At 68.7% G+C, this 23526-nt stretch carries 24 protein-coding genes and 2 tRNA genes; 8 read left to right on the top strand and 18 right to left on the bottom strand.

Going from position 1 to position 23526, the window contains the following annotated elements; genetic code table 11:
* The first annotated feature begins 54 nt into the window (after positions 1-54).
* Positions 55-2106 (top strand): M3 family metallopeptidase, encoded by a 2052-nt coding sequence (locus MTE01_RS12280; RefSeq protein ID WP_141377787.1) that lies wholly within the window; start codon positions 55-57, stop codon positions 2104-2106.
* Between the two features lie 42 nt (positions 2107-2148).
* On the opposite strand, the gene MTE01_RS12275 is transcribed toward MTE01_RS12280, so the two are convergent.
* From MTE01_RS12275 to MTE01_RS12225, 11 genes are all read right to left on the bottom strand, one after another.
* Positions 2149-2658: a GNAT family N-acetyltransferase gene (locus tag MTE01_RS12275; protein ID WP_116240068.1), complete on the bottom strand. Its 510-nt coding sequence runs from the start codon at positions 2656-2658 to the stop codon at positions 2149-2151.
* Positions 2659-2680: 22 nt separating this feature from the next.
* Positions 2681-3172: a hypothetical protein gene (locus MTE01_RS12270; RefSeq protein ID WP_141377785.1), complete on the bottom strand. Its 492-nt coding sequence runs from the start codon at positions 3170-3172 to the stop codon at positions 2681-2683.
* Between the two features lie 74 nt (positions 3173-3246).
* Positions 3247-3537, bottom strand: a complete 291-nt coding sequence (locus MTE01_RS12265) for a WXG100 family type VII secretion target (protein ID WP_141377783.1) — start codon at positions 3535-3537, stop codon at positions 3247-3249.
* A 17-nt stretch (positions 3538-3554) separates the two neighbouring features.
* A complete protein-coding gene (locus MTE01_RS12260) occupies positions 3555-4058 on the bottom strand; it encodes a hypothetical protein (RefSeq protein WP_116239868.1) in 504 nt (167 codons plus the stop codon).
* A complete protein-coding gene (locus tag MTE01_RS12255) occupies positions 4058-5254 on the bottom strand; it encodes a hypothetical protein (RefSeq protein WP_141377781.1) in 1197 nt (398 codons plus the stop codon). The genes MTE01_RS12260 and MTE01_RS12255 overlap by 1 nt, the downstream gene beginning before the upstream one ends.
* A gap of 42 nt (positions 5255-5296) precedes the next feature.
* Positions 5297-6565 (bottom strand): ATP-dependent Clp protease ATP-binding subunit ClpX, encoded by a 1269-nt coding sequence (gene clpX / locus MTE01_RS12250; protein WP_116239870.1) that lies wholly within the window; start codon positions 6563-6565, stop codon positions 5297-5299.
* A gap of 360 nt (positions 6566-6925) precedes the next feature.
* Positions 6926-7588, bottom strand: coding sequence for an ATP-dependent Clp protease proteolytic subunit (locus tag MTE01_RS12245; protein ID WP_103209095.1), 663 nt, complete (start codon positions 7586-7588; stop codon positions 6926-6928).
* Between the two features lie 23 nt (positions 7589-7611).
* Positions 7612-8199: an ATP-dependent Clp protease proteolytic subunit gene (locus tag MTE01_RS12240; RefSeq protein ID WP_174799692.1), complete on the bottom strand. Its 588-nt coding sequence runs from the start codon at positions 8197-8199 to the stop codon at positions 7612-7614.
* 77 nt (positions 8200-8276) lie between these two features.
* A complete protein-coding gene (locus MTE01_RS12235) occupies positions 8277-8765 on the bottom strand; it encodes a tetratricopeptide repeat protein (protein ID WP_141377779.1) in 489 nt (162 codons plus the stop codon).
* A 156-nt stretch (positions 8766-8921) separates the two neighbouring features.
* On the bottom strand, positions 8922-10430 hold the full coding sequence (tig, locus tag MTE01_RS12230; RefSeq protein WP_141377777.1) for a trigger factor: 1509 nt from the start codon (positions 10428-10430) through the stop codon (positions 8922-8924).
* Between the two features lie 73 nt (positions 10431-10503).
* Positions 10504-10577, bottom strand: a tRNA-Pro gene (locus tag MTE01_RS12225).
* 193 nt (positions 10578-10770) lie between these two features.
* On the opposite strand from MTE01_RS12225, the gene MTE01_RS12220 reads away from it, so the two are divergent.
* Positions 10771-10844, top strand: a tRNA-Gly gene (locus MTE01_RS12220).
* Positions 10845-10942: 98 nt separating this feature from the next.
* Here MTE01_RS12220 and MTE01_RS12215 read toward each other — a convergent pair.
* Both MTE01_RS12215 and MTE01_RS12210 read right to left on the bottom strand, forming a co-directional pair.
* Positions 10943-11302 (bottom strand): A1S_2505 family phage non-structural protein, encoded by a 360-nt coding sequence (locus tag MTE01_RS12215; RefSeq protein ID WP_141377775.1) that lies wholly within the window; start codon positions 11300-11302, stop codon positions 10943-10945.
* Positions 11303-11312: 10 nt separating this feature from the next.
* Positions 11313-11891, bottom strand: a complete 579-nt coding sequence (locus MTE01_RS12210; protein ID WP_141377773.1) for a gamma carbonic anhydrase family protein — start codon at positions 11889-11891, stop codon at positions 11313-11315.
* Between the two features lie 159 nt (positions 11892-12050).
* Between MTE01_RS12210 and MTE01_RS12205 the strand changes: the two genes are divergently transcribed.
* The 5 genes from MTE01_RS12205 to MTE01_RS12180 all read left to right on the top strand — a co-directional run bounded on the left by MTE01_RS12205 (position 12051) and on the right by MTE01_RS12180 (position 15468).
* Positions 12051-12644, top strand: a complete 594-nt coding sequence (locus MTE01_RS12205) for an alternate-type signal peptide domain-containing protein (RefSeq protein ID WP_141377770.1) — start codon at positions 12051-12053, stop codon at positions 12642-12644.
* Between the two features lie 10 nt (positions 12645-12654).
* On the top strand, positions 12655-13176 hold the full coding sequence (locus MTE01_RS12200; RefSeq protein WP_141377768.1) for a hypothetical protein: 522 nt from the start codon (positions 12655-12657) through the stop codon (positions 13174-13176).
* Entirely contained in the window at positions 13173-13664 is a 492-nt protein-coding gene (locus tag MTE01_RS12190; protein ID WP_170210694.1) for a hypothetical protein, read from the top strand. The genes MTE01_RS12200 and MTE01_RS12190 overlap by 4 nt, the downstream gene beginning before the upstream one ends.
* A 74-nt stretch (positions 13665-13738) precedes the next feature.
* Positions 13739-14872 (top strand): signal peptidase I, encoded by a 1134-nt coding sequence (locus MTE01_RS12185; protein WP_170210693.1) that lies wholly within the window; start codon positions 13739-13741, stop codon positions 14870-14872.
* 110 nt (positions 14873-14982) lie between these two features.
* Positions 14983-15468, top strand: a complete 486-nt coding sequence (locus tag MTE01_RS12180) for a Dps family protein (protein ID WP_056231037.1) — start codon at positions 14983-14985, stop codon at positions 15466-15468.
* Positions 15469-15668: 200 nt separating this feature from the next.
* Here the strand turns inward: MTE01_RS12180 and MTE01_RS12175 are convergent, their stop codons facing one another.
* The 5 genes from MTE01_RS12175 to MTE01_RS12155 all read right to left on the bottom strand — a co-directional run bounded on the left by MTE01_RS12175 (position 15669) and on the right by MTE01_RS12155 (position 20740).
* Positions 15669-17162, bottom strand: a complete 1494-nt coding sequence (locus MTE01_RS12175) for an amidohydrolase (RefSeq protein WP_141377762.1) — start codon at positions 17160-17162, stop codon at positions 15669-15671.
* Positions 17159-17785, bottom strand: coding sequence for an FMN-binding negative transcriptional regulator (locus MTE01_RS12170; RefSeq protein WP_174799691.1), 627 nt, complete (start codon positions 17783-17785; stop codon positions 17159-17161). Before MTE01_RS12170 ends, MTE01_RS12175 begins: the two co-directional genes overlap by 4 nt.
* A 143-nt stretch (positions 17786-17928) precedes the next feature.
* Positions 17929-18921 (bottom strand): Fpg/Nei family DNA glycosylase, encoded by a 993-nt coding sequence (locus MTE01_RS12165; protein ID WP_141377760.1) that lies wholly within the window; start codon positions 18919-18921, stop codon positions 17929-17931.
* Positions 18921-19463: a ribose-5-phosphate isomerase gene (locus MTE01_RS12160; RefSeq protein WP_103209067.1), complete on the bottom strand. Its 543-nt coding sequence runs from the start codon at positions 19461-19463 to the stop codon at positions 18921-18923. Before MTE01_RS12160 ends, MTE01_RS12165 begins: the two co-directional genes overlap by 1 nt.
* 89 nt (positions 19464-19552) lie before the next feature.
* Entirely contained in the window at positions 19553-20740 is a 1188-nt protein-coding gene (locus tag MTE01_RS12155; RefSeq protein ID WP_116239880.1) for a ferrochelatase, read from the bottom strand.
* A gap of 127 nt (positions 20741-20867) precedes the next feature.
* Between MTE01_RS12155 and pepN the strand changes: the two genes are divergently transcribed.
* Positions 20868-23417 carry an aminopeptidase N gene (gene pepN / locus MTE01_RS12150; RefSeq protein ID WP_141377758.1) on the top strand — a complete coding sequence of 850 codons (2550 nt, stop codon included), beginning with the start codon at positions 20868-20870 and terminating at the stop codon, positions 23415-23417.
* Positions 23418-23526 lie beyond the last annotated feature (109 nt).

The following is a 23526-nucleotide window of genomic DNA, read 5'->3' as shown; positions in this document are numbered from 1 at the left end:
CTATATGCAATGACATCTTTGCATGCGTCGAGAGACGGGCCGTAGGCTGGAGAGATGTCGGATGCCGTGAACAATCCCCTCCTCGCGCCGCCCTCGCTCCCCTACGACCTGCCGCCCTACGGCAGTATCGCCGTCGAGCACTACCTCCCCGCGTTCCACGCCGCCTTCGCGGCGCAGCGGGCCGAGGTCGACGGGATCACCGCTCAGACCGCGGAGCCCACCTTCGAGAACACGCTCATCCGCCTGGAGCGCAGCGGCGAACTGCTCGACCGCGTCGCTCGCACGTTCTACACCGTGGCATCCGCTGACGGCACTCCCGAGATCCAGGCCGTTGAAGAGGAGCTCGCTCCCCTGATGTCGGCGCACCGCGACGCGATCCAACTCGATGCCGATCTGTTCGCCCGTATCGCCGCCGTGCACGCGCAGCTCGACGACCTCGACCTCGACGCCGAGAGCCGCTACCTCGTCGAGCGGTACCACCGCGAGATGTCGCTGGCCGGCGCCGGTCTCGACGACGCGCAGAAGCGGACGCTCACCGAGCTCAACCAGCGCTTGTCGGTGCTGACGACCACGTTCGAGAAGAACCTGCTCGCCGACACCAACGAGCTCGCGGTGGTGTTCGACTCCGCCGACGAGCTCGACGGCCTGAGCGAGGGCGAGCTCTCGGCGGCGGCGCAGGCGGCCACGAGTCGCGGTCTCGACGGGCGCTATGTCGTAAATCTCACGCTGTACACCGGTCACCCTCTGCTCGCGTCGCTGACGAACCGAGAGAGCCGCCGCCGTCTGCTCGAGGCCTCGCGCTCCCGCGCCACGCGCGGCAACGACAACGACAACCGCGCGGTCCTCCGCGAGATCGTGCGCCTGCGGGCCGAGCGCGCCGCGGTGCTCGGCTATCCCTCGCACGCCGCCGCCGTCCTCGCCGACCAGACGGCGGGGTCTCCGGATGCCGCGCGCGACCTGCTCCGCCGACTCTCCACCCCCGCTGCCGCCAACGCGCGCGCCGAGCAAGAGGCTCTGCAGAGGATCGCCGAGGCTGACGGCATCCGGATCGAAGCCCACGACTGGGCGTTCTACACCGAGAAGGTCCGCGCCGAGCGGTATGACCTCGATCGGGCGGCTCTGCGTCCGTGGTTCGAGGCAGAGCGGGTGCTGCGCGACGGCGTGTTCTTCGCGGCCGAGAAGCTTTACGGCATCCGCATGACCGAACGCCACGACCTGCAGGGCTATCACCCCGACGTTCGCGTCTTCGAGGTGCACAACGCCGACGGCAGCGAGCTCGGCCTGTTCCTGCTCGACCTGTACACGCGCGACAGCAAGCGCGGCGGCGCGTGGATGAACTCGATCGTCACGCAGTCGGCCCTCCGCGGCACGGCCCCCGTCGTGGTCAACAACCTGAACGTGAACAAGCCCGCCCCGGGCACCCCGACACTGCTGACCCTGGATGAGGTCACCACCCTCTTCCACGAGTTCGGGCACGCCCTGCACGGCCTGTTCGCCACCGTGACCTACCCGCACTTCGGCGGAACGGCCGTCTACCGCGACTTCGTCGAGTTCCCCAGCCAGGTGAACGAGATGTGGATCCTGTGGCCCGAGATCCTGACCAACTACGCGCGGCACATCGACACCGACGCACCGCTGCCGGCCGATGTCGTCGAGCGTCTGCACGCCTCCGATGCGTTCAACCAGGGCTTCGCGACGAGCGAGTATCTCGCGGCCTCGTGGATCGATCAGGCGTGGCACGGACTGTCGGTCGCCGAGGCGTCGGCCGACATCGACGTCGCAGCGTTCGAAGCGGAGGCCCTCGCGGACATCGGGCTCGACAACCCCGCCGTACCCACCCGCTACGCCTCGACGTACTTCGCCCACGTGTTCTCCGGTGGCTACAGCGCCGGGTATTACTCCTACATCTGGAGCGAGGTGCTCGACGCCGACACCGTGGAGTGGTTCCGCGAGAACGGCGGGCTCACTCGCGAGAACGGCGACCGTTTCCGCCAGCGCCTTCTGGGCGTCGGCGGGTCCGGCGATCCCCTGGCCGCATACCGCGACTTCCGGGGCCGGGATGCCGAGATCCGGCCGTTGCTGGAACGTCGCGGACTCGCGGGCTGAGCTCGGTGTGCCCGGCCGCTCTCGGCGTCCGGGCACGCGGGCTCACACCGCGTACTTGAAGCCGACGTGCGAGTCGGCGAAACCGAGTCGCGTGTAGAACCGGTGGGCGTCCACGCGGGCGGCGTCGGAGGTCAGCTGCACGAGGGCCGCGCCGGTCGCGGGTGCGGCGACGTGCATCACCCAGCGCATCACCGCGCTACCGATCCCACCGGAACGCACACTCGAAGACACCCTGACCGCCTCGACGAGCAGCCGGGTGGCCCCCTGACGCGCCATACCGGGGATGACGGTGAGTTGCAGGGTGCCGATCACCTCCCCCGCCGCATCGTCGACGACCATCAGATCGTTCAAGGGCGCCTCGAGGACGCTCCGCAATGCGGTGGCGTACGTTCCTTCGTCCGCAGCGTCGCCGCGATCGCCGCGCGCCGCACTGACGGGGTCATCTGACAGGAGCGCCATCAACGCGGGCAGGTCGGTCGGCTTCGCCCGGCGGACGGTCACCTCGCCGATGCGCGCGGTCACCGTCGTGGGCAGATCGAGGTTGGAGAGCACGCTCTCCATCCTGCCCTGCGCGTCAGCGCCAGCCGAGCACCTCGCGCACGACGGCTTGCGACGCCGGTGAACCGTCGTTCTTGATGGAGAGCAGCTTCTCGCTGGAGACGAGGGCCCCCGACGCTCCGTACGCGTCCGAAAGGCCCTGAACCGCCTGACGGACGAGAGGCGCCGCGTCATTGCGATCGGCACCGCCGCGCACCGAATAGTGGGGGTAGACGAGCAACTCGGTCCCGTCGGCCGTCCGTCGCGCACAGGCGACGACCACGGTCGGAGTCGCTCCTCTCCAGAACTTGGGGAAGAACTCCAAGCCCGTCCCCTCCGCGAAGAACTCGACGACTCCGCGCTTCCACGACTTCGCCACGTCGCCGAGGCGGACGTCATGGGCGGTCCACTCCGAGCCGCTCTCCCGGATCGCGGTGGCGAAGGCGTCGCCTCCGTCGGAGAATCCCGCCGCGATGAGCGCATCTGTGGCGCGGCGGACAGCCGAGGCGGGCTCGTCACGAACGAGCATCCGCGCCCCACCCCGCGTCAGTCCGTTCCATCTGACGGGACCGACGTGGGCGTCTTCTCCGGATCCGCGCATGATCACAGCGACCACGCCCTCCCCACGGCGTCATCGGCTTCGCGGTAGGCCTGGGCCGCCGTCCGAGCCGCGTCGGCGGCGGCGCGGCCGACATCGGCCAAGCGGTTCATCTCGGAGAGCCAGGCCCCCTGCTTGGCGGCGTACGCGTCAGCCGCGTCGCCCTGCCACCCCCCGAGAAGGGTGTTTCGTGCAGAGGCGAGCGTCGCAGTTTCGGCGGCGGTGCGCTGAACGGCGGCATCGATGGACGAGGCCGTCTCTACGAGCCGATCGGGCTTGATCGAAAAGGACGTCATGCGCGCGGACTCTCCCTTCACATGTCGCGACGCGCGAGTTCGAGCGCGTCACGGATCTTGGCGAGAGCTTCGGTGTAGCGCTCGTGCGATTGGCGGACGGCGGCGTCGAACTCAGCGTCGGGTGAGGGACGATCGTCGTCCTCCGTGACGTCGTCGTCGACTTCGTCCCACGAGTCACGCAGTGCGCGGAGATTCTCGGATGACATCTTCCGCAGAGCCTGGGCAGCAGAAGTCTGGTCCTCGCCGCGGAAGACCGCTTCGAGGCTGGTCTCACCGAGGTCGATACGCGACTGCACGGTGCGCCACTCCGCGCCCATCTCGCCGGCGCGAGCACGGGCGGCACGATGCTCGTCGGCCTTTCGGCGCTCCTCGGCCTCGATCGCGGCGCGCGCGTTCTCGCGCTCGTCGTCTTCGCGGAGAAGCCGTGCGAAGGTCTCCGCCATCGTGCGGAAGTCGCCGACCAGCCGATCGTCGTCGGGGCCGGGAAGGTGATCCATCATCGGGTCGTCGATGCGCGCCATCAGACTCGCGCCGCCGCTCCGCGCGCCAGGCCCTCGTACAGATCGGCCATGCGCATCGCACTGTCGGTCATCGTGCCGATGTTTCCGACCATCCCCGAAACGAGGTCGTAGATCATGTTGATCCACTTGTACGCCCACCGCGCATCTTGAATCAGGTCGTACACCGCGATTCCCGCTTCGACGGCCGCTACGAGCCAGCCCGCCACGGGAACCGCAGCTTCGGCCGCGATCCGCAGGAGCTTCTGCGCGAGACGGTCGAGGATCTTCAGGATCTTGCCGACAGCTTCTTTGCACAACAGGATCAGCACCTTGATCGCCGTCGCCACGGTGCCCGCGGGTCCGGCCACGACGGTGTGGGCCTGCGACATCACGCCGGCCGCTGCGACGAACGCCTCGGAGCCCTTGCCGGTCCACGACGCGAGGGGCGGGAGAAGCCCCATCGCGTTCTGACCGATCGCGCTCATGGCATCGCCCGCGTGCGTCCAAGCGAACTGCGCCTCGCGCATGCGCTCCCAGTCGCCCGAGAAGGGCTTCGTCACCTCTTCGAGGAGCGAGTAGCCGACGAGCTCTTCGAAGAGCCAGTCCACTCCGCCGAAGATCGGACCCGCCTTCCAACGGATGCTCTCGATCTCGGGATCCTCTCCCTGGGGTCGAGGGAGGAAGGAGCGCACGTCCTGCTTCTCGGTGACCGTTCGAGACGCGGACAGTCCGTCTCCCACGCGGTCGGAGATTCCCGATGCCGTCCCGTCGGCCCACTCGACGGCCGAGTAGCCGTCCCAGAAGGCTTGATTGAACAGGTTCCCGTCGGGCTCGCCGTAGCGACTCGACGCCCCGCCCTGCGCAGCGCCGAGAGTCGGCGCGGTGCCCGGCGAATAGGGCGGCGTGTCGACGCCGAGCGACGCGGCGACCTGAGCGATCGCATCGTGCGCCGTCTGCTCGGCAGCGCGATACGCGGCGACCGTCTCGCCCATCCGCTCGGTGCCGATGCCGAAGGCCTGCGACGACATGTCGGCGACGCGCTTTCCCACGTCGACGATGCCGTCGCTGATCGGCTGGAACAGCTGCAGGATGAGGCCCAGCTCTCCCGCATTCAGGCGGGCGTACGTTTCGAGGTGTTCCCCGATCGCCTGCCCGTGTCCGGCTTGCCTCTCCAGCACCTGCTGCGCAAGCGACAGCTGGTCGGTATCGACATCCATTCGGTCCCCCCGGTCCGTAGGTGAAGGTGTGAGCGAAGCGGGTTACGCGCTCCGTCGCTTCTGTGCCAGCACGATGGTCGGCTGCGCGCGGTCTTCGACGGCCGCGCGCGTGATGACGACCTTAGCGATGTCGTCGGCCGAGGGCACGTCGAACATGATCGGGCCCAGGACGTCTTCGAGGATCGCGCGCAGACCGCGCGCGCCGGTCTTCCGCAAGACGGCGAGGTCGGCGATCGCGCGCAGCGCGTCCTCTTCGAACTCGAGCTGCACACCGTCGAGCTCGAACATGCGCTGGTACTGCTTGACCAGCGCATTTCGCGGTGCCGTGAGGATCTCCATCAACGCGTCCTGGTCGAGGGGCGAGACGGATGCCACGACGGGCAGGCGACCGATGAACTCGGGGATCAGGCCGAACTTGTGAAGATCCTCGGGCAGGGCCTCGCTGAACAGGTCGGGCGCGTCTTCCTTGCGCTGCAGCGGAGCGCCGAAACCGACTCCGTGCTTGCCGACGCGTGCCGAGATGATCTCTTCGAGGCCTGCGAAGGCACCGGCCACGATGAACAGGACGTTCGTCGTGTCGATCTGAATGAACTCCTGGTGCGGGTGCTTGCGGCCGCCCTGCGGCGGAACCGAAGCGACCGTTCCCTCGAGGATCTTCAGCAGCGCCTGCTGCACGCCCTCGCCCGACACGTCGCGCGTGATCGAAGGGTTCTCGGCCTTGCGGGCGATCTTGTCGACCTCGTCGATGTAGATGATGCCGGTCTCGGCACGCTTGACGTCGAAGTCGGCGGCCTGCAAGAGCTTCAGCAGGATGTTCTCGACGTCTTCACCGACGTAGCCGGCCTCGGTGAGGGCGGTGGCATCGGCGACCGCGAAGGGGACGTTGAGGCGCTTCGCGAGGGTCTGAGCGAGGTAGGTCTTGCCGCAACCGGTGGGCCCGAGCAGCAGGATGTTGCTCTTGGCGATGTCGATCTCTTCGGCGCGCTGCTCCGCGGGCTGAAGGGTGCCGTGCGAGCGCACGCGCTTGTAGTGGTTGTAGACGGCGACGGCGAGGGCGCGCTTGGCGGCCTCTTGCCCGACGACGTACTCCTCGAGGAACGAGAAGATCTCGCGCGGCTTCGGCAGGTCGAACTCGGCGACCTCGCCGGCCGACGATTCGGCCATGCGCTCTTCGATGATCTCGTTGCAGAGCTCGACGCACTCGTCGCAGATGTAGACGCCCGGACCGGCGATCAGCTGCTGCACCTGCTTCTGGCTCTTGCCGCAGAAGGAGCACTTGAACAGGTCGGCGCTCTCACCGATACGTGCCATGGCCGGTTCCTCCCGTCACCCGGCCCCCGCCGGTGTGTTACCCGAGCCTAACCCGAGCCCGGGTGATCCAAGGGCATTCGCGCGCGCGGCGGTGTCGTGATCGCCCACGGCGGACTCCCGGCATCCGCTCTCCCACCCTGTCGTCGCGAACGTAGAGCTGCAGCGATGGCCACCCCGCCGCGGCGGCAGGCGGCGCCGAGACGGCATCTCGCTGACGAGTCCGTCGCATGGTGACGCCGGTTCGTCAGCCGGCTGCAATCTCGCGATCCGCGGTGCCCGCTGACCACGACGCCCCCCCACGCACGACGACGCCCCGCAGACCGAAACGGGTCTGCGGGGCGTCGTCGCGTCGCGAGCGCGTCAGGCGGTGAGCGCCGCCGGGGTGCGCTTGCGGGTAGTGAGCACCTGGTCGACGATGCCGTACTCCGCCGCTTCGGCGGCCGAGAGGATCTTGTCGCGGTCGATGTCCTTATTGACCTTGGCGACGTCCTGACCGGTGTGGCGCGCCATGGTCTCTTCGAGCCAGGTGCGCATACGGAGGATCTCCTGCGCCTGGATCTCGATGTCGGACGCCTGACCGTGACCGGCCTCGCCCATGGCGGGCTGGTGGATCAAGATGCGGGCGTTCGGCAGGGCGAGGCGCTTGCCGGGAGCACCGGCGGCGAGCAGGACGGATGCCGCGGACGCGGCCTGTCCGAGCACGACCGTCTGGATCTGCGGCGAAACGTACTGCATCGTGTCGTAGATCGCCGTCATGGCCGTGAACGAGCCACCGGGCGAGTTGATGTACATGATGATGTCGCGGTCGGGGTCCTGCGACTCGAGGACGAGAAGCTGGGCCATGACGTCGTCGGCCGAGGCGTCGTCGACCTGCACGCCGAGGAAGATCACGCGGTCTTCGAAGAGCTTGTTGTAGGGGTCTTGACGCTTGTAGCCGTAGGCCGTGCGCTCCTCGAACTGAGGAAGGACGTAGCGGCTCGACGGCATGTGGGCTGCGGTGCCGCCGAAAGTGGGGATGTTCATGTCGGTGTCCTTTTCCTGTCGCCTCAGACCGCCGCGGTTCCGCCGCCGCCGGTGACGTCGGTGGCGTGTTCGCGCATGTGGTCGACGAAGCCGTACTCCAGGGCCTCTTGGGCGGTGAACCAGCGGTCGCGGTCACCGTCGGCGTTGATCTGCTCGACGCTCTTGCCGGTCTGAGCCGCGGTGATCTCGGCCAGACGACGCTTCATGTCGAGGATGAGCTGCGCCTGCGTCTGGATGTCGCTCGACGTTCCGCCGAAGCCTCCGTGCGGCTGGTGCAGCAGCACGCGGGCGTTGGGCGTGATGTACCGCTTGCCCTTGGTGCCGCTGGTGAGCAGGAGCTGCCCCATCGAGGCTGCCATGCCGATGCCGACGGTCACGATGTCGTTCGGCACGAACTGCATGGTGTCGTAGATCGCCATACCGGCCGTGATGGAGCCGCCGGGCGAGTTGATGTAGAGGTAGATGTCCTTCTGCGGGTCTTCTGCGGCAAGCAGCAGGATCTTGGCGCAGATCTCGTTGGCGTTGTCGTCACGCACCTCGGAACCGAGCCAGATGATGCGGTCCTTGAGCAGTCTGTCGAAGACGCTCGTTGCCATAAGGGGTTCGGGCATGTGTGCTCCTCTTCCGTGATCTGAAATGAATCTACCGGCGCGTTCCGGGGCGGGATGCCGTGTTCGCCGCGGGCGGATCAGCGCGGTTCCTCGGCGATTTCTCGCGCGTATCCGGTCACGGAACGGGTATAGCGCGGCAGGTGCGGGGCGAGGGCTTGAAGAGCAACGGATGCCGCTCGCTCGGGCATTCCGCTCGACACGAGGGCGAGGGCGTAGAAGGCGGCCGCCGCGTCGTGAAGGTCGCCGTGGGGTTCGCGCTCGTACTCGACTCGGAGCATCTCGAGCGCCTCCTCCGTCTTGCCGAGGTTGCGGATCGTGCTCGCGAGCTGGATCGTCGCCCGGGTGCGGCGCTCGTCGTCGAGCCCGATCTCCAGGGCGCGACGGTAGAGCTGCTCGGCCTCGTCCTCGACGCCGGCGGAGTCACGCGCCCCGGCTCGCTCGAACAGCGCGACGGCGTCTTCCGCGGGCCGCTCGGCAGCCAGCGCGTCAATGCGTTCGATCACGGCCTCGGGGCTGAGCGCCTCGTCGGTCCAGACGGCATCCACTCGACTTTGCCAGTCGTTCATCTCACGTGCTCTCTCTCGGGTTGGGTGTCCACAACACCCGGATATTTCTGAAACGTCTCCGGGTGTTCTGGACACTCGACACGCCGCAGCTGCGTGCGCGGCATCCGGGAACGGAAAAGGGGGCGGATGCCACGGCATCCGCCCCCTCGTCTCGACTTACTCGCTGTCTGCGGCCTCGTCGTCGGCCTTCTTCTTCGCGGGCGCGCGCTTCTTGGCCGGAGCCTTCGCGGGCGCCTCGTCGGCGGGAGCCTCGTCAGCGGCGGGCTCCTCCGTCGCCTTCTTCTTGGCGGGCGCGCGCTTCTTGGCCGGAGCCTTGACGGGGGCTTCCTCGGCGGCGGGAGCCTCGGCGGCCTCCTCGTCGTCGTCGCCCTCGACGGGCTCTTCGCCCTCGACGGCGACGAAGCCGGTCAGGTCGACGGGCTTGCCCTCGGTGTCGACCACGGTGACCTTGCCGAGCGCGATGGCCAGGGCCTTGTTGCGGGCGACCTCACCGACGAGCGCGGGCAGCTGGTTGCCCTGCTGCAGGGCGTTGACGAAGTCCTGCGGCGCCATGTTGTACTGCGCAGCCGACTGGATGAGGTACTGGGTCAGCTCGTCCTGTGACACCTGGACGTTGGCGTCTTCGGCGATCTTGTCGAGAACCATCTGCGTGCGGAACTGCTTCTCGCTCGCCTCGGTGACCTCGGCGCGGTGCTCATCGTCTTCGAGGCGGTTCTCGCCCTCGAGGTGCTGGTGCACCTCGTCTTCGATGAGCTGCGGCGGAACGGGGATCTCGACGGCCTCGAGGAGCGCCTCGATGAACTTGTCGCGCGCGGCGGAGCCCTGCGTGAAGACGGACTGCTGCGACACGCGCTCGCTGAGCGACTCGCGGAGCTCGGCGATGGTGTCGAACTCCGACGCCATCTGAGCGAAGTCGTCGTCGGCCTCGGGAAGCTCGCGCTCCTTCACTGCGGTGATGGTGACCGAGACCTCGGCCTCCTCGCCAGCGTGCTCGCCGCCGACCAGCTTCGAGCGGAACGTGGTCTGCTCGTCGGCCGTGAGCGACTCGATGGCCTCGTCGATGCCCTCGAGCAGTTCGCCCGAGCCGATCTCGTACGAGACGCCCTCGGCGCGGTCGATCTCGTTGCCGTCGATGGTGGCGACGAGATCGAGCTCGACGAAGTCACCGGTCTTGGCGGGACGGTCGACCGTGATGAGCGTGCCGAAGCGGGCGCGCAGGCGGTCAAGCTCGGCGTCGATGCCGGCCTCGTCGACCTCGGCGGCGTCGACCGTCACCGTGATCGAGTCGTAGGCGGGCAGGTCGAACTCGGGACGCACGTCGACCTCGACGTCGACGATGAGGTCGCCGGAGAAGTCCTTCAGCTCGGGGAGCTCGACGATCTCGGCGTTGGGGCGGCCGATCACGCGCAGCTCGTTGGCCTCGACGGCCTCGCGGTAGAAGCCGTCCAGGCCCTCGTTGACGGCGTGCTCGATGACGGCGCCGCGGCCCATGCGCTGGTCGATGATCGGCGCGGGCACCTTGCCCTTGCGGAAGCCGGGAATCTGCACGTCGCGGGCGATGTGCTCGTAGGCGTGGGCGATGCTCGGCTTGAGCTCGTCGGGCGAAACCGTGATGTGGAGCTTGACCCGGGTGGGGCTGAGCTTCTCGACGGTGCTGTTGACCATGCGGTTCGTTCTCCTCGTGTGGCCCGCGCGCACGCGGGGGCCGGCTAGGCCTGTGGTCTGTGGGGCCGTGACGTCGGGGCGACAGGATTTGAACCTGCGGCCTCCCGCTCCCAAAGCGGGCGCTCTACCAAGCTGAGCTACGCCCCGGGGCGGCGCGCGGTACGCGCCGACGAAACGACCGCTGAAAGTCTAGTCGATCGGCCTGGCTGCACCGATTTCGCCGCCGCTCTTGCGCGAGAGGGCCGATGGGTGCCGACTCCCCGCGTTCGCGAGGCGCCTCGAGGTGTCGTAGAGTGGGTGTCGTCCGACTTCCCGGTTCCTCCGAAATCCGCGGAAATTCGGGGCTGTAGCTTAGTGGTAAAGCCTCTGTCTTCCAAACAGATGATGCGAGTTCGATTCTCGTCAGCCCCTCCACCTTCTGTTCGAGCCGATCCCATCGCATCGCGCATCACTGCCCGACGGCCTGCGCCTCGTCGGCAATGCGCTCGGGTTCGGCCGCTGCCGACGGCGGTTCAGGGGTCGAGCTCCCTCGCGAACGACTCCGGCAGAACCACGTTGTCGCTCGCGCCCGCGAAGAAGCTCGCGACCTGCGCGGGTCGGTACCCGGCGATGCCGCAGCCCACCTCGGTCACGAGGAAGCTCAACTCGGCATGCTCCGCGGCGAAGGCGACGAAGCGCCGCGCCTGCTCCTCGAAGACGTCGAGTCCCGACATCGTGTCGATCCCGTACGACTGCCCCTGCAGGCCTTCGCTCTGACCCCAGATCGCGCCGAAGCGGTCCATCGCGAACCGTGCCGCTCCCCCGCCGTGCGCCCCCGACGAGTTCGAGCCGAAGACGAAGATCTCGTTCGGGGCGAGCGATGTGATGTGCATGCGCGCGAGGTTACGCGCCGGAACTGTCGCCGTCCGCCGGGGTTGCGGCATCCTGAATCCGCGTCGCCGAGCCGTGGCGTTCGACGTGCGCGAGATACGTCTGCGCGTTACGGAGGATCTTCGCCCGCTCCTCCGGCGTGAGCGCACGCCTCACCTTCGCGGGGACGCCCGCGACCAGCGACCCCTCGGGGATGACGGTGCCCTCGAGCACGACAGCTCCCCCGGCGATCAGGCATCCGGGACCGATGTCGGCGCCCGACAGGACGACGCTGCCCATACCGATCAACGAGCCGTCGCCGATCGTGCAGCCGTGCACAACGGCGTTGTGCCCCACCGAGACGTCGGCACCGATAGTGACCGGGCGCCCGGCGTCGACGTGCACCGACACGTTGTCCTGCAGATTGCTGCGTGCGCCGAGGACGATGCGCGCGCTGTCACCGCGCACGACGGCGTTGTACCAGACGCTGGCCTGTTCGCCGAGAGTGACATCGCCGATGATGCGCGCACCGGATGCCACGAACGCGGTGTCGTGCAGGCTCGGAGCGGCTCCGCTGAGAGCGACAACAGAGGCATCGAGGGCGATCGGCATGAGCCCGAGGCTAGCCCTACCGAGGAGCTACCGAGAAGCGCGAGAGCACTACCGAGCGCGGACGAACACCGTAGCTCCGGCCCGCGGATCAGTAGCGGCGATCCTGATCACGGCTCATAGTTTCGGTCCCACCACACCCGCATCGCCCTTGGAGACCTCATGTCGCAGTCGACCGAACCCGCTACCCGCACCCGCGCCGACCGCCCGGCCCGGCGACACCGCCGCACCAAGGCGATCCTCGCGATCGCGGCCGGCACGGCCCTGCTTCTCGGCGGGGGCGGCACCTACGCGTTCTGGAGCACGCAGACCGCGTTGACCGCGGGGACCGTGAGTTCCGGGAACCTCGCCCTGTCGCTCGGCACGGGCTCGTGGAGCCTGAAGGGAGTCCTCGGGCAGGCGACGTCGGTTTCGAACCTCACCAACGTCAAGATCGTCCCCGGCGACGTACTCACGCTCACACAGCCGGTGACCGTCACCCTCGTCGGCGACACCCTGGCCGCCGACCTCGCGGTCACCCAGGGCGCCAGCTTCGTCACGGGTCCCGCAGCCCCCTACGTGAAGGTCGCTGTGAACATCACCGGCCTGGGCGCGCAGACGGGGACCAACACCTATCGCGTGACTCCCGCCACGGCCGGAACCCTGACCGCCACCGTCACGGTCACCTTCGATTCGACAACCCCCAACCTCGTGGGCGTGAACACCCCCGTAGACCTCAACCAGCTCGCGTTCTCGCTGACCCAGGCCTCCAGCTGAGGAACGACCCATGCACCGTCGCGACGATCGCGTTCCACGGCGCGTCCGGTGGACCGCGGTCCTCGTCGCAGCGCTCGTGCTGGGCCCCGGCACACTGGCGGCACACGCCGTCTGGTCGGACCGCCACCCGGTCACCACTGGGGTGACCTCGACCGGCTCACTCGGAGCGACCGCGAGCTGGGCGGGGAGCTGGAGCGCGTGGCAACCGCTCGTGCCGGGGCGCTCCAGCGACACCGCGGCCCTGCGTGTGAGTGCGACCGGCTCGGGCGACACGTTGCGCTGGCGAGTGAACGCCACGGCGTCCGTGTCGACCTCGCTCGCGCCGTACGTCTCGACGCAGGTGTTCGTCGGCGCCTGCGGGACCGGCACCCCCCTCCCCGCGGGTGGGTTCGCGCCAGCCGGCGGATATGCACTCGGAGCATCGGTGGACCTGTGCCTGCGCGTCACTCTCGACGCGAGCGCTCCGTCGACGACCCAGGCGACCGCTCTCACCCCGCAGATCACCGTCACCGTCGATCAGGCGACGTCATGAGCCGTCGCCTCGCGATCGTCGCCCTCGCCGCCGCCCTGGCCCTGGCGCTCACCGTGCCCACCGCCGCCGCGGCCGCCTGGCGTGCGACCACCTCCGCGCCGGTGTTCTCGCTCAGTACGTCCGCGCTCGCGGCGCCCGTCACGACGTGCACGTCGAAACCGGCGGTGCTCGGTGTGTCGTCGTACGCGCAGATCTCATGGTCCCCGGTCACCGATGCGACGTCGTACACCGTCACCGCCACGAACTCTGCGAACGGCGCCAACCAGGTGGTCGCCACGGGCGTGACCGCCACGACGATCGATGTGACCGGCTCGGTGCTGACATCGCTCCTGTCGTCGGTGGTGAGGGCGCTGCTCGACGGTGGCAGTGTGGTGATCACCGTCACCGCCGTCACCCGGAATTGGACCTCACCGCCTAGTAACGGGCAGCCGATCGTCCTCTCCAGTGTGGTCGGCGGACTGCTCGGGGGCGTCAAGTGTCAGAGCTGATCGAGGATCCCCGCACTCCCGGCTCCACCGCTTCACCGCCGGAGCGGCCGGGGTGGACTCGGGCGCGCGCCATCGTGGGCAGCATCGTTCTCGTCGCGGTGTCGCTCTTCGCCCTGATCACCGTGGTGATCCCTCTGCTCCTCGGCGCGCAGACGTACACCGTTCTGACCGCGAGCATGCAACCCGGCATGCCACCGGGGACGTTGATCGCGGTTCGCCCGTCGTCGATCGACGACGTCCGGGTCGGGGACGTCGTGACTTATCAGCTGCGCTCGGGTGAGCCCGCCGTGGTCACGCACCGCGTCGTGGGCACGACCAGCAGCACCGGTGGCGCGCGGCTGTTGATCACCCGAGGAGACGCCAACGACGCCGACGATCCACCGGTGCAGAGCGAGCAACTTCGCGGGACGGTGGTCTTCGCGGTGCCCTATCTCGGTTACCCGGGGGTCGTCTTCGGGGGCCAGGAGCGCGGGATCGTCATCGCGGCGGTCGGTGTCGCGGTCGTCGGCTACGGCCTGGTGCTGCTCATCTTCGATCTCGTCCGTTCGCATCGCCACCGCAGAGCGACCACGGCGTTCACGCTGATCCTCGTGATGGCATCCGTCCCCTTGCTGATGCCGACTCCCGCGTCGGCGTCATCCACCCGGCTGCTCGTGAGCGAGGATGGGGCGCGCTTCGTCTCCGACGGAGCGGTGCGTCTGTTCGACCAGCCGGACCGCATCGTTCCGGGCGGCACGCTCACCTCCACCCTCTGGATCCGAAACGCGAGTCCCGATCCGGCGCGGGCGGGGCTGCGCCTCGATACCGCCCCCGTCGACACGGACCCCGTCGACACGTCGTTCGCGCGCTCTCTCACCCTGATCGTGGCCTCGACCCCGGTGCCACAGGGGGACCAGTGGGTGAGCTCGGTGATCGCGCCGGGTGACACGCTCCGCGTCGACCTCGGAGTGAGAATGGATGCCGCATCCGGCAACATCTCGCGCAACGCTGACGCCGTCGTAACTCCCGTCGTCCAGCTCACGGACGCGACAGGGACCGACCCCGTGATCGGGGAGCCCGGTCCGACCCTCGCGGACCCGTCCCGGACCGGAGGAGCGCTCGCGTGGACCGGCATCCGCTCCACACCCTGGGGCATGCTCGTCGCCGGGGCCGCCGCGGTGGTGACCCTTGGTCTCGCCCTGGGACTGAGACGCGACCAAGGAAGGTGAGGATTGCCTATTCACCAGGGATTTAGCCGAGCCTCATCTTGCTTGCGGAATGCTCCCACGTGAGTAGCGTTGCATTCAACGAGACTTCGAACGTCGCCTAAGGAGCACACATGAGCACCGTCCAGACCCCCGCCGCCACCACCGTCGACCCGACCATGGCCGCCGGCACGGCGCAGTTCCTCTCCCCCGTCGTCATCGGCCTCGAGGCGCTTGTCGTCAACGGCAAGCAGGCGCACTGGCACGTCCGCGGCGCCAACTTCATCGGTGTGCACGAGCTGCTCGACTCGGTGGTCGCGCACGCGCAGGAGTGGGCCGACCTGGCCGCCGAGCGCATCGTGGCCCTGGGTCTTCCCATCGACTCGCGCCTGTCGACGGTCGCCGCAAAGGCGAAGGCCACCGAGGTGCCGGCCGGTTTCGCACAGTCCGACGTGGTCATCCGTGCCGTGATCGCCGACATCGACGCGGTCCTCGTCGACATCGAAGCCGCCATCGAGGGTCTCGACGAGATCGACATGTCGAGCCAGGACGTGGCGATCGAGATCAAGCGCGGCCTCGACAAGGACCGCTGGTTCCTCTTCGCGCACCTCGCCGCGTAAGACATTCCTCGAAGGGGGTGGTGCTTCGGCACCGCCCCCTTCGTCCTTCTCGGGCGTGGATCGTCCTGTCCCGTCCGCCGCCTCGTGGGCCCTGCAGCCCGCCGCGCGCGTGAGGGGTCACTCTCTGTCGCCGAGCGCCGCTCCCTGTGACACATCCCGACCTCTCACGCGAAGCCGAGATGGTGTTTCCGCGCCGCGCGTCAGGCGCCGTGCGTCACACGACCGGCCAGGAGCGTCGCGCGGACGGGCATCGCGCGCAGTCCACGCTCGTCGGCGGTCAGCGGGTCGGCCCCCACGATGACGAGATCGGCGACGGCGCCCGGTGAAATCTCCGCGGGTGCGGTCGATCCACCCGCCGTCGAGGCGGTGATCGCGGTGTCGATGTCGATCCGCTGATGCGGGTGCCACGCGTCGCGTCCGTCGCGCGTGCGGAACACCGCCGAGGCCATCGCGGCCCAGGGGTCGAGGGGCGCTACCGGCGCGTCGGAACCGAAGCGGAGGTTGGCGCCGCTGTCGGCCAATGCCCGCAGCGGATAGGGCTGTGCGGATTGCTTGGCCCAGATGGCATCCGTCATGTCCCGATCGTCGAGCGCGTGCTCGGGCTGCACGCTCGCGGCGACCCCCAGACGGGCGAAGCGAGGAATGTCGGCGTGCGCCACGAGCTGCGCGTGCTCGATGGTGCCCACCGCGCCGGTGAGGGCGTACGCGTCGAGCGCGTGCGCGTTCGCCACGTCGCCGATGGCGTGGATCGCGCACTCTAATCCGGCCGCCGTCGCCCGCGTCATCATCTCGATGAGCTCCTCCGGCGGGACGGTCAGCAACCCGTGGTTGCCGGTGTCGCCCGGATAGTGGTGGGCGCACGCCGCCGTGCGGGTGCCCAGCGAGCCGTCGGTGATCACTTTGAGCGGCCCGACCCGCACGAGACCGTTCGACGAACCCCTCACGGGATCGCCGGTGCGCAGGCCCTCGGCGATGGCCCGGTCCAGATCTTGCGGGTACGTGCCGTACGAGATGCGCAGGGTGTCGAAACCGCGCGCCGCTCGCCGCTGCCAGGGCTCGTCGTTCCAGGTCATGTCGAGGTCGACCAGGCCCACGACCCCGCGTGCCGCGGCCGTGCGGGCCATGCGCTCCACCGCGGCATCGGCGACGGCGGCGTCGACGGCGTTCAAACGGCGCGAGATCTCGAACGCGTCCTCTTCGACGAGCATCCCGGATGCCACGGGCTCGAAGCCCTCGCGCCGGAAGGCCGCCGTGTTCATCCACACGCTGTGCACGTCGGCGTTGATCAGGTACGTCGGGACGCCCGCGGTGGTGGCATCCAGCAGCTCGAGGCTCGGCACGTCGGACCAGAGCCCGTCTCGGAATCCGGAACCCACACGGCGGCCGTCGGACTCGGGGGCGAGCGCCATGATCGTTGCGGCGTCGTGGGCGCTCGCCACCTCGCCGAGGGGCACACGATCCGCCGCGAGGGCCCACTGGAGCACGTGCACGTGGTGGTCCCAGAGCCCGGGGAGGAGCCATCCGCCCTCCGCGTCGATCAGGGCGCCGGTGGGTCGCAGGTTGCCGGTCGGCGCGATGTCGACGATCCGTCCGTCGGCGATGACGATGTCGACCGGCTCGGACGTCGGGAGGAATTCGCGTCCGGGCCCGGCGACACGCACCGCGCGGACGAACCCGACGTTCTCGCCGATCACGGGCGGACCCGCGCGTCGGCCGCGCGACGCATCTCGGCGGAGAGCTCGTGGCGCCCCTCGGCGGTCAGACCCTCGATGATCGTGTCGACGACCTCCGCGGAGCGGTTCTGGCTGAGCTTGCGCTTCGCCGTCACGCGCGTCGGCGTGAGACGGAACCCCACGGTCCCGCGTTCGAGCCTCTCGACGAAGGCGGCGTCGTTGGGCAGGGCGTACAGCCCTCTCGCGTCGTCACCGTGACCCTCGAAATGCTCGACCAGGCGCTCGAGTACCCGCAGATTCTCCTCCGGAGAGAGGAGTTCCGGGATGCCGCTGAGGTGCGCCGTCACGAAATTCCATGTGGGCACGGCCGGGACGTCTCCGTACCATCGCGGCGTGATGTAACCGTGCGGGCCCTGAACGACGACGAGCAGTTCCCGGTCGCCGAGACCGAGGATCGCGTCGTCGGGTCTGCCGACGTGACCCACGATCGTGAGGTCGTCGCGGGTGTCGTCGAGCATGACCGCGTAGTGCGACGCGATGAGGCCGTCGTCGGTCTGACTGATGAGGGTCACCCACGGGTTGAGGTCGATGAGACGGCGGATCTCACCGACGTCGGTCATCGCGAAGCTCGGATTCTGACGCACCGGATCAGCCTAGAACGCGCCGCCTCGCGGCTTCGACAGGCTCAGCCGCCTCCGGCCCCGGTCGCCGAGCCCGTCGACGGACCGGAGCCCCGCGCGAACCGCTCGGGTCTCAGACTCTGTCGAAGGGACTGGAACCCACGCACTCACGCCTGGCACTTCGGACACCAGTACAGCTTGCGCCCGGCGGCCTCCTCCATCACGATCGCCGTTCCGCACACGCGGCAGGGCAGTCCTTCGCGGTGGTAGACCCAGTGCCGGTCGTCTCGATGGGCCATCGCCCGACGGTACGCCTCGGGATCGAGGTCGTCCATGGTCATCATCTGGCCGGTCTCGACGCCGATCGGGAGCAGTCGCGCCCAGTCGCGCCAGAGGCCGCGAACGACCTCTTCCGGCACATCACGGCCGGGCGTGTGCGGATTCTGCCGCGCCCGGAACAGCAGTTCGGCGCGGTAGACGTTGCCGATCCCGCTCACGACCGACTGGTCCATGAGCAGCAGGCCGATCGCGGTGGGCTTCTTGCGCACGGTCGCCGTGAACTGCTCTTCGCCCTCGGCGAGATCGTCGACCAACGGGTCGGGTCCGAGTTTGGCGATCGTCGCCGCCACCTCGTCGGGCGTCTGCAGCGCACAGGCCGTGGGTCCACGCAGATCGGCACATGTCGTCTCGGTCAGCAGGCGCAGTCGCACCGCACCGACGACGGGTGGGGGCCACTCGTTCTGCTCCTCGAGCCCCGTCGTCTGCTCCGACATGCGCACCCGAGCGCGCCGCGGGGCGCCGATCGATGTCAGGGAGTTCTCGCCCGCGGCATCCATGATCGGCCCGTCGTCGAGCACGGTGCCGCGCTGATTGGTCTGGCCCATGCGCCCGTTCGCCGAGGCGATCGTGGCGTCGACGACCACCTCGCCCGAGAAGTCCCACGCACCGTACATGCCGAGGTGCACGCGCAGCCACACGTCGCCGTCGAATCGCAGGAACATCTGCTTCGCCACGGCTCGCACCTCGAGGGCCTCGCGGCCGTCGATCACCTGTGCGCCCTCGACGAAACGCCCCTGCGGACTGGATGCCGAGACTGTGCGGCCCACGATGTTGCGCTCGAACTGGCGCGCGATGCGATGGACGGAATGCCCTTCGGGCATCAGCCTGCCTCAGGGTCGAACGAGTCGCTGGCGTCGCTCATCGTGTTGCGCGTGTGCCCGGCGCGGGGGTCGGGGAGCAGCACTCCGTCTTGCTCGTAGGCGGCGAGCTGGCCGATACGGCGCGCATGGCGCTCTTCGCCCGAGAAGGGGGTGGCGATGAAACGGTCGATGAACGACGCGGCCTCACCGAAGGTGTGCTGGCGCGCACCGATCGAGATGACGTTCGCGTCGTTGTGCTCGCGGGCGAGCTCTGCGGTGGAGATGTTCCAGACGAGCGCGGCGCGCACCCCGAGCACCTTGTTCGCGGCGATCTGCTCGCCGTTGCCCGAACCGCCGAAGACGACACCGAGGGCCTCGACGCCCGCGGCCTGGTCACGGACGACCGCCTGGGCGGCGCGGATGCAGAACGAGGGGTAGTCGTCGAGGGCGTCGTACTCGATCGGACCGTGGTCGACGACCTCGTGGCCCTGCTCGGCCAGGTGGTGCTGGATCTGGGTGGAGAACTCGAGACCGGCGTGATCGGTGCCGATGTGGATGCGCATGCGGCAAGTCTATTGAGACCGTCCGACATCGCGGGCGGACATGACGACGCCGCCCGCTCCTCGAAAGGAACGGGCGGCGTCGAGGATGGTCAGGGGCGCAGGCCCGCGGCGACCGGCTTGAAGCCGGCACGGATGTTCTCGCAGCATCCGGGGCGGCAGACGTCGTACCAGGGACCGAGGTCGGTGAGGTGCGGGCGCTCCGACTTCGGCGTGCCCTTCAGACGCTCTTCCACGAGGTCGATCAAGCCCGAGACGTACGCCGGGTCGATACCCGGGGTCGGCGTGCGCACCGCGCGGATACCGGCCTCATCGGCGGCCTCCATGGCCTCGGTGTCGAGGTCCCAGAGCACCTCCATGTGGTCGCTGACGAACCCGAGCGGAACGATGACGACGGCCTCGGCGCCGCGGCCCGGCAGCTCCGCGATCACGTCGTTGACATCCGGCTCGAGCCAGGGCTGCGTCGGCGGACCCGAACGCGACTGGTAGACCAGCTCCCACTCCACATCGGCGACGGCCGCGGCGACCTCGGCCATGACGAACGCGGCGACGGCCTTGTGCTGCGCCTCGTACGCTCCGCCCTCGCCGAAGTCGACATCACGGGGGCCGGAGCGCTGTGCGTCCGCCGTGGGGATCGAGTGCGTCGAGAACAGCACACGGATCTTCTCGGGCGCGATCCCCTCGGCGACGTACGCCGAAACGGCATCCGTCACTCCACGCACGAACGTGGTGACGAAGCCGGGGTGGTCGAAGAACTGGCGGACCTTGTCGATGGTGACCGTCTCGCCGAGACCGGTGGCCTCGAGCACGCGCGCGTAGTCCTCGCGGTATTGGCGGCAGCTCGAGAACGAGCTGTAGGCGCTCGTGGCGATCGCCAGAAGAGTCGTGTCCCCCGCTGCTGCTGCCTCGGTCACGGCCTCTTCGAGATACGGCGACCAATTGCGGTTGCCCCAGTACACCGGGAGCCCCAGTCCGCGCTTGGCGATCTCGGCCTCCAGGGCCGCTTTGAGCTCGCGGTTGTGCTGATTGATCGGGCTCACCCCGCCAAAGTGGCGGTAGTGGTGCGCGACCTCTTCGAGGCGCTCGTCGGGGATGCCGCGACCGCGCGTGACGTTGCGCAGGAACGGGATGACGTCGTCCTGGCCCTCGGGCCCGCCGAAGCCGGCGAGGAGGATGCCGTCGTACGCCACCGGCGTCTCGACCCACTTGGGCCCGGACGCCGCGGCGGGCGACGCGTAGAGGACGGTCTCGGGGCTGATATCCGTGTCGGTCGTGCTCACGATGACATCCTCCCACCTGCCCGACGAGCCCGGACGCGAGATATCTCGCTACTAGGCTTATACGGTTGTCAGCGACGTCAACCGCGTCACCCGCGACAATTCCACCCAGATCCCCGGGAGTACGCCAGTGCCAGGAGAGAACCTCACCCGCCTCGAAGCGCAGGAGCGCCGCGCGATCGTCGACACGCACTCCTACGACGTGCAGCTCGACCTCACCCGCGGAGACGAGACCTTCTCCTCGCGGACCGTCGTGTCCTTCGCCTCCACCGAGGGGTCCTCGACCTTCATCGACCTCATCGCACGGACGGTGCACTCGGTGACGCTCAACGGTCGCTCGCTCGACCCCGCCGCGGTCTTCGCCGATTCGCGTATCGCGCTCGACGACCTGGCCGCGCAGAACGAGCTCGTCGTCGAGGCCGACTGCGAGTACACCAACACCGGTGAGGGCTTGCACCGCTTCGTCGACCCCGTCGACGGCGAGGTCTATCTCTACTCGCAGTTCGAGGTGCCCGACTCGCGCCGCATGTACACGGTGTTCGAGCAGCCCGATCTCAAGGCCGAATTCACCTTCTCGGTCACGGCACCCGCTCGGTGGAAGGTCGTCTCCAACTCCCCCACCCCGGAGCCGGTTCCCGTGACCGACGACACCGCCCGCTGGGATTTCCCCGCGACCCCGCGCATCTCCTCGTACATCACGGCTCTCGTCGCCGGCCCCTACGAAGCCACCTACAGCGAGCTCACCAGCGCCGACGGCCGCGTCATCCCGCTCGGTGTGTTCGCTCGCAAGAGCCTCTGGCAGTACCTCGATGCCGACTACGTCTTCGAGAAGACCCGTCAGGGCTTCGCGTACTTCGAGGAGAAGTTCGGTTTCCCGTACCCCTTCGCAAAGTACGACCAGCTCTTCGTCCCCGAGTTCAACGCGGGCGCCATGGAGAACGCGGGTGCGGTGACCTTCACCGAGACGTACGTCTTCCGCAGCAAGGTGACCGACGCCGTCAAGGAACGCCGCGTCGTCACGATCCTGCACGAGCTGGCCCACATGTGGTTCGGCGACCTCGTCACGATGAAGTGGTGGAACGACCTCTGGCTGAACGAATCGTTCGCCGAGTGGGCGTCGACCATCGCGACCGCCGAAGCCACCGAGTGGGAGGCCGCCTGGACGACCTTCAACGCGATGGAGAAGACCTGGGCCTACCGTCAGGACCAGTTGCCCTCGACCCACCCGGTCGTCGCCGAGATCAACGATCTCGAAGACGTGCAGGTCAACTTCGACGGCATCACCTACGCCAAGGGCGGCTCGGTGCTCAAGCAGCTCGCCGCCTGGGTGGGCATCGAGCAGTTCTTCGCCGGTGTCGCGGCGTACTTCCAGAAGCACCAGTGGTCGAACACCGAGGTCGGCGACCTGCTCGTCGAGCTCGAGGCCACCAGCGGTCGCGACCTGGGCGACTGGGCCAAGAAGTGGCTCGAGACCGCCGGCGTCAACACCCTGACCCCGCTCATCGAAGAGGGCGCCGACGGAACGATCACGCGCTTCGCCATCGTGCAGACCGCTCCGGCCGACTACCCCACCATCCGACCGCACCGCCTGGGTGTCGGCTTCTACTCGCTGAACGATGCGGGCGCCCTCGAGCGCGTGCACCGCGTCGAGATCGACGTCGACGGCGACCGTACCGAGGTCGCCGAGCTGCGTGGCATCCGTCGTCCCGACCTCGTCCTGCTCAACGACGACGACCTCGCGTACGCGAAGATCCGCCTCGACGAGCGTTCGCTGGCCACGGCCATCGCGCACCTGAAGGACATCTCCGACCCCCTCGCACGCTCGCTCGTCTGGGGTGCGGCGTGGGATCAGACGCGGGATGCCGAGGCCTCCGCGACCGATTACCTCGACCTCGTCCTGCAGAACATCGGCTCCGAGACCGAGTCGACCACCGTGCGCACGACCCTCGGTCAGCTGCAGCTCGCGGCGAACTCGTACGTCGCCCCGGCGAATCGCGAGGCCGCGCGCGAGCGCGTCGCCGACGGACTCTGGACGCTCGCGCAGTCGGCGGAGGCCGGCAGCGACAGCCAGCTGCAGTTCGTCACGGCCTTCGCCTCGGCTGCCGCCACCCCGGCGCACGCAGAGACGGTCCGGGCCCTGCGCGACGGCGACGCGACGCTCGAGGGGCTCGAGATCGATACCGACCTGTCGTGGCAGCTGCTGGTCTCGCTCGCCTCCGCTGGTGTGGTCACCGCCGTGGACATCGACGAAGCCCGCGCCGCCGACAACACCGCCAAGGGCGGCGAGTTCGCGGCGATGGCCAAGGCATCGCTGCCCTCGCACGCGGCGAAGCAGGAGGCATGGGACTCGCTCATCGAGCGCACCGACGCCCCCAACACGATCGTGCGCTCGACGGCCGCCGGCTTCACCAACCCGGCGACGGTCGACGTGCTCGCCGACTTCGTCGAGCCGTACTTCGCGATGCTGCTGCCCATCTGGGAGTCGCGCAGCTACCAGATCGCGAACTACCTGATCGTGGGGCTGTACCCGGCCGCACTGGCGAACACGGCTCTGCGTGACGCGACGCGCGCATGGCTGGCGCAGAACGCCGACGCCGCTCCCGCACTCCGTCGTCTCGTCGGTGAAAACCTCGCCGGTGTCGAGCGCGCACTCGCCGTGCAGGAGCGCGACGCCGCCTGAGTTCACCTCGACCGAGTGCCCCCTCTCCCTCCGGGGAGGGGGCACTCGTCGTTTCCGGATCATCCTCGCGGTGCGCCGCATCATCCTTCCGAAGGACGCGGCTGCAGGC

Origin of the sequence: Microbacterium testaceum (genome assembly GCF_006539145.1) — a bacterium.
Classification (GTDB): Bacteria; Actinomycetota; Actinomycetes; order Actinomycetales; family Microbacteriaceae; genus Microbacterium; species Microbacterium testaceum.
This window is presented reverse-complemented; position numbering and strand designations above follow the sequence as displayed.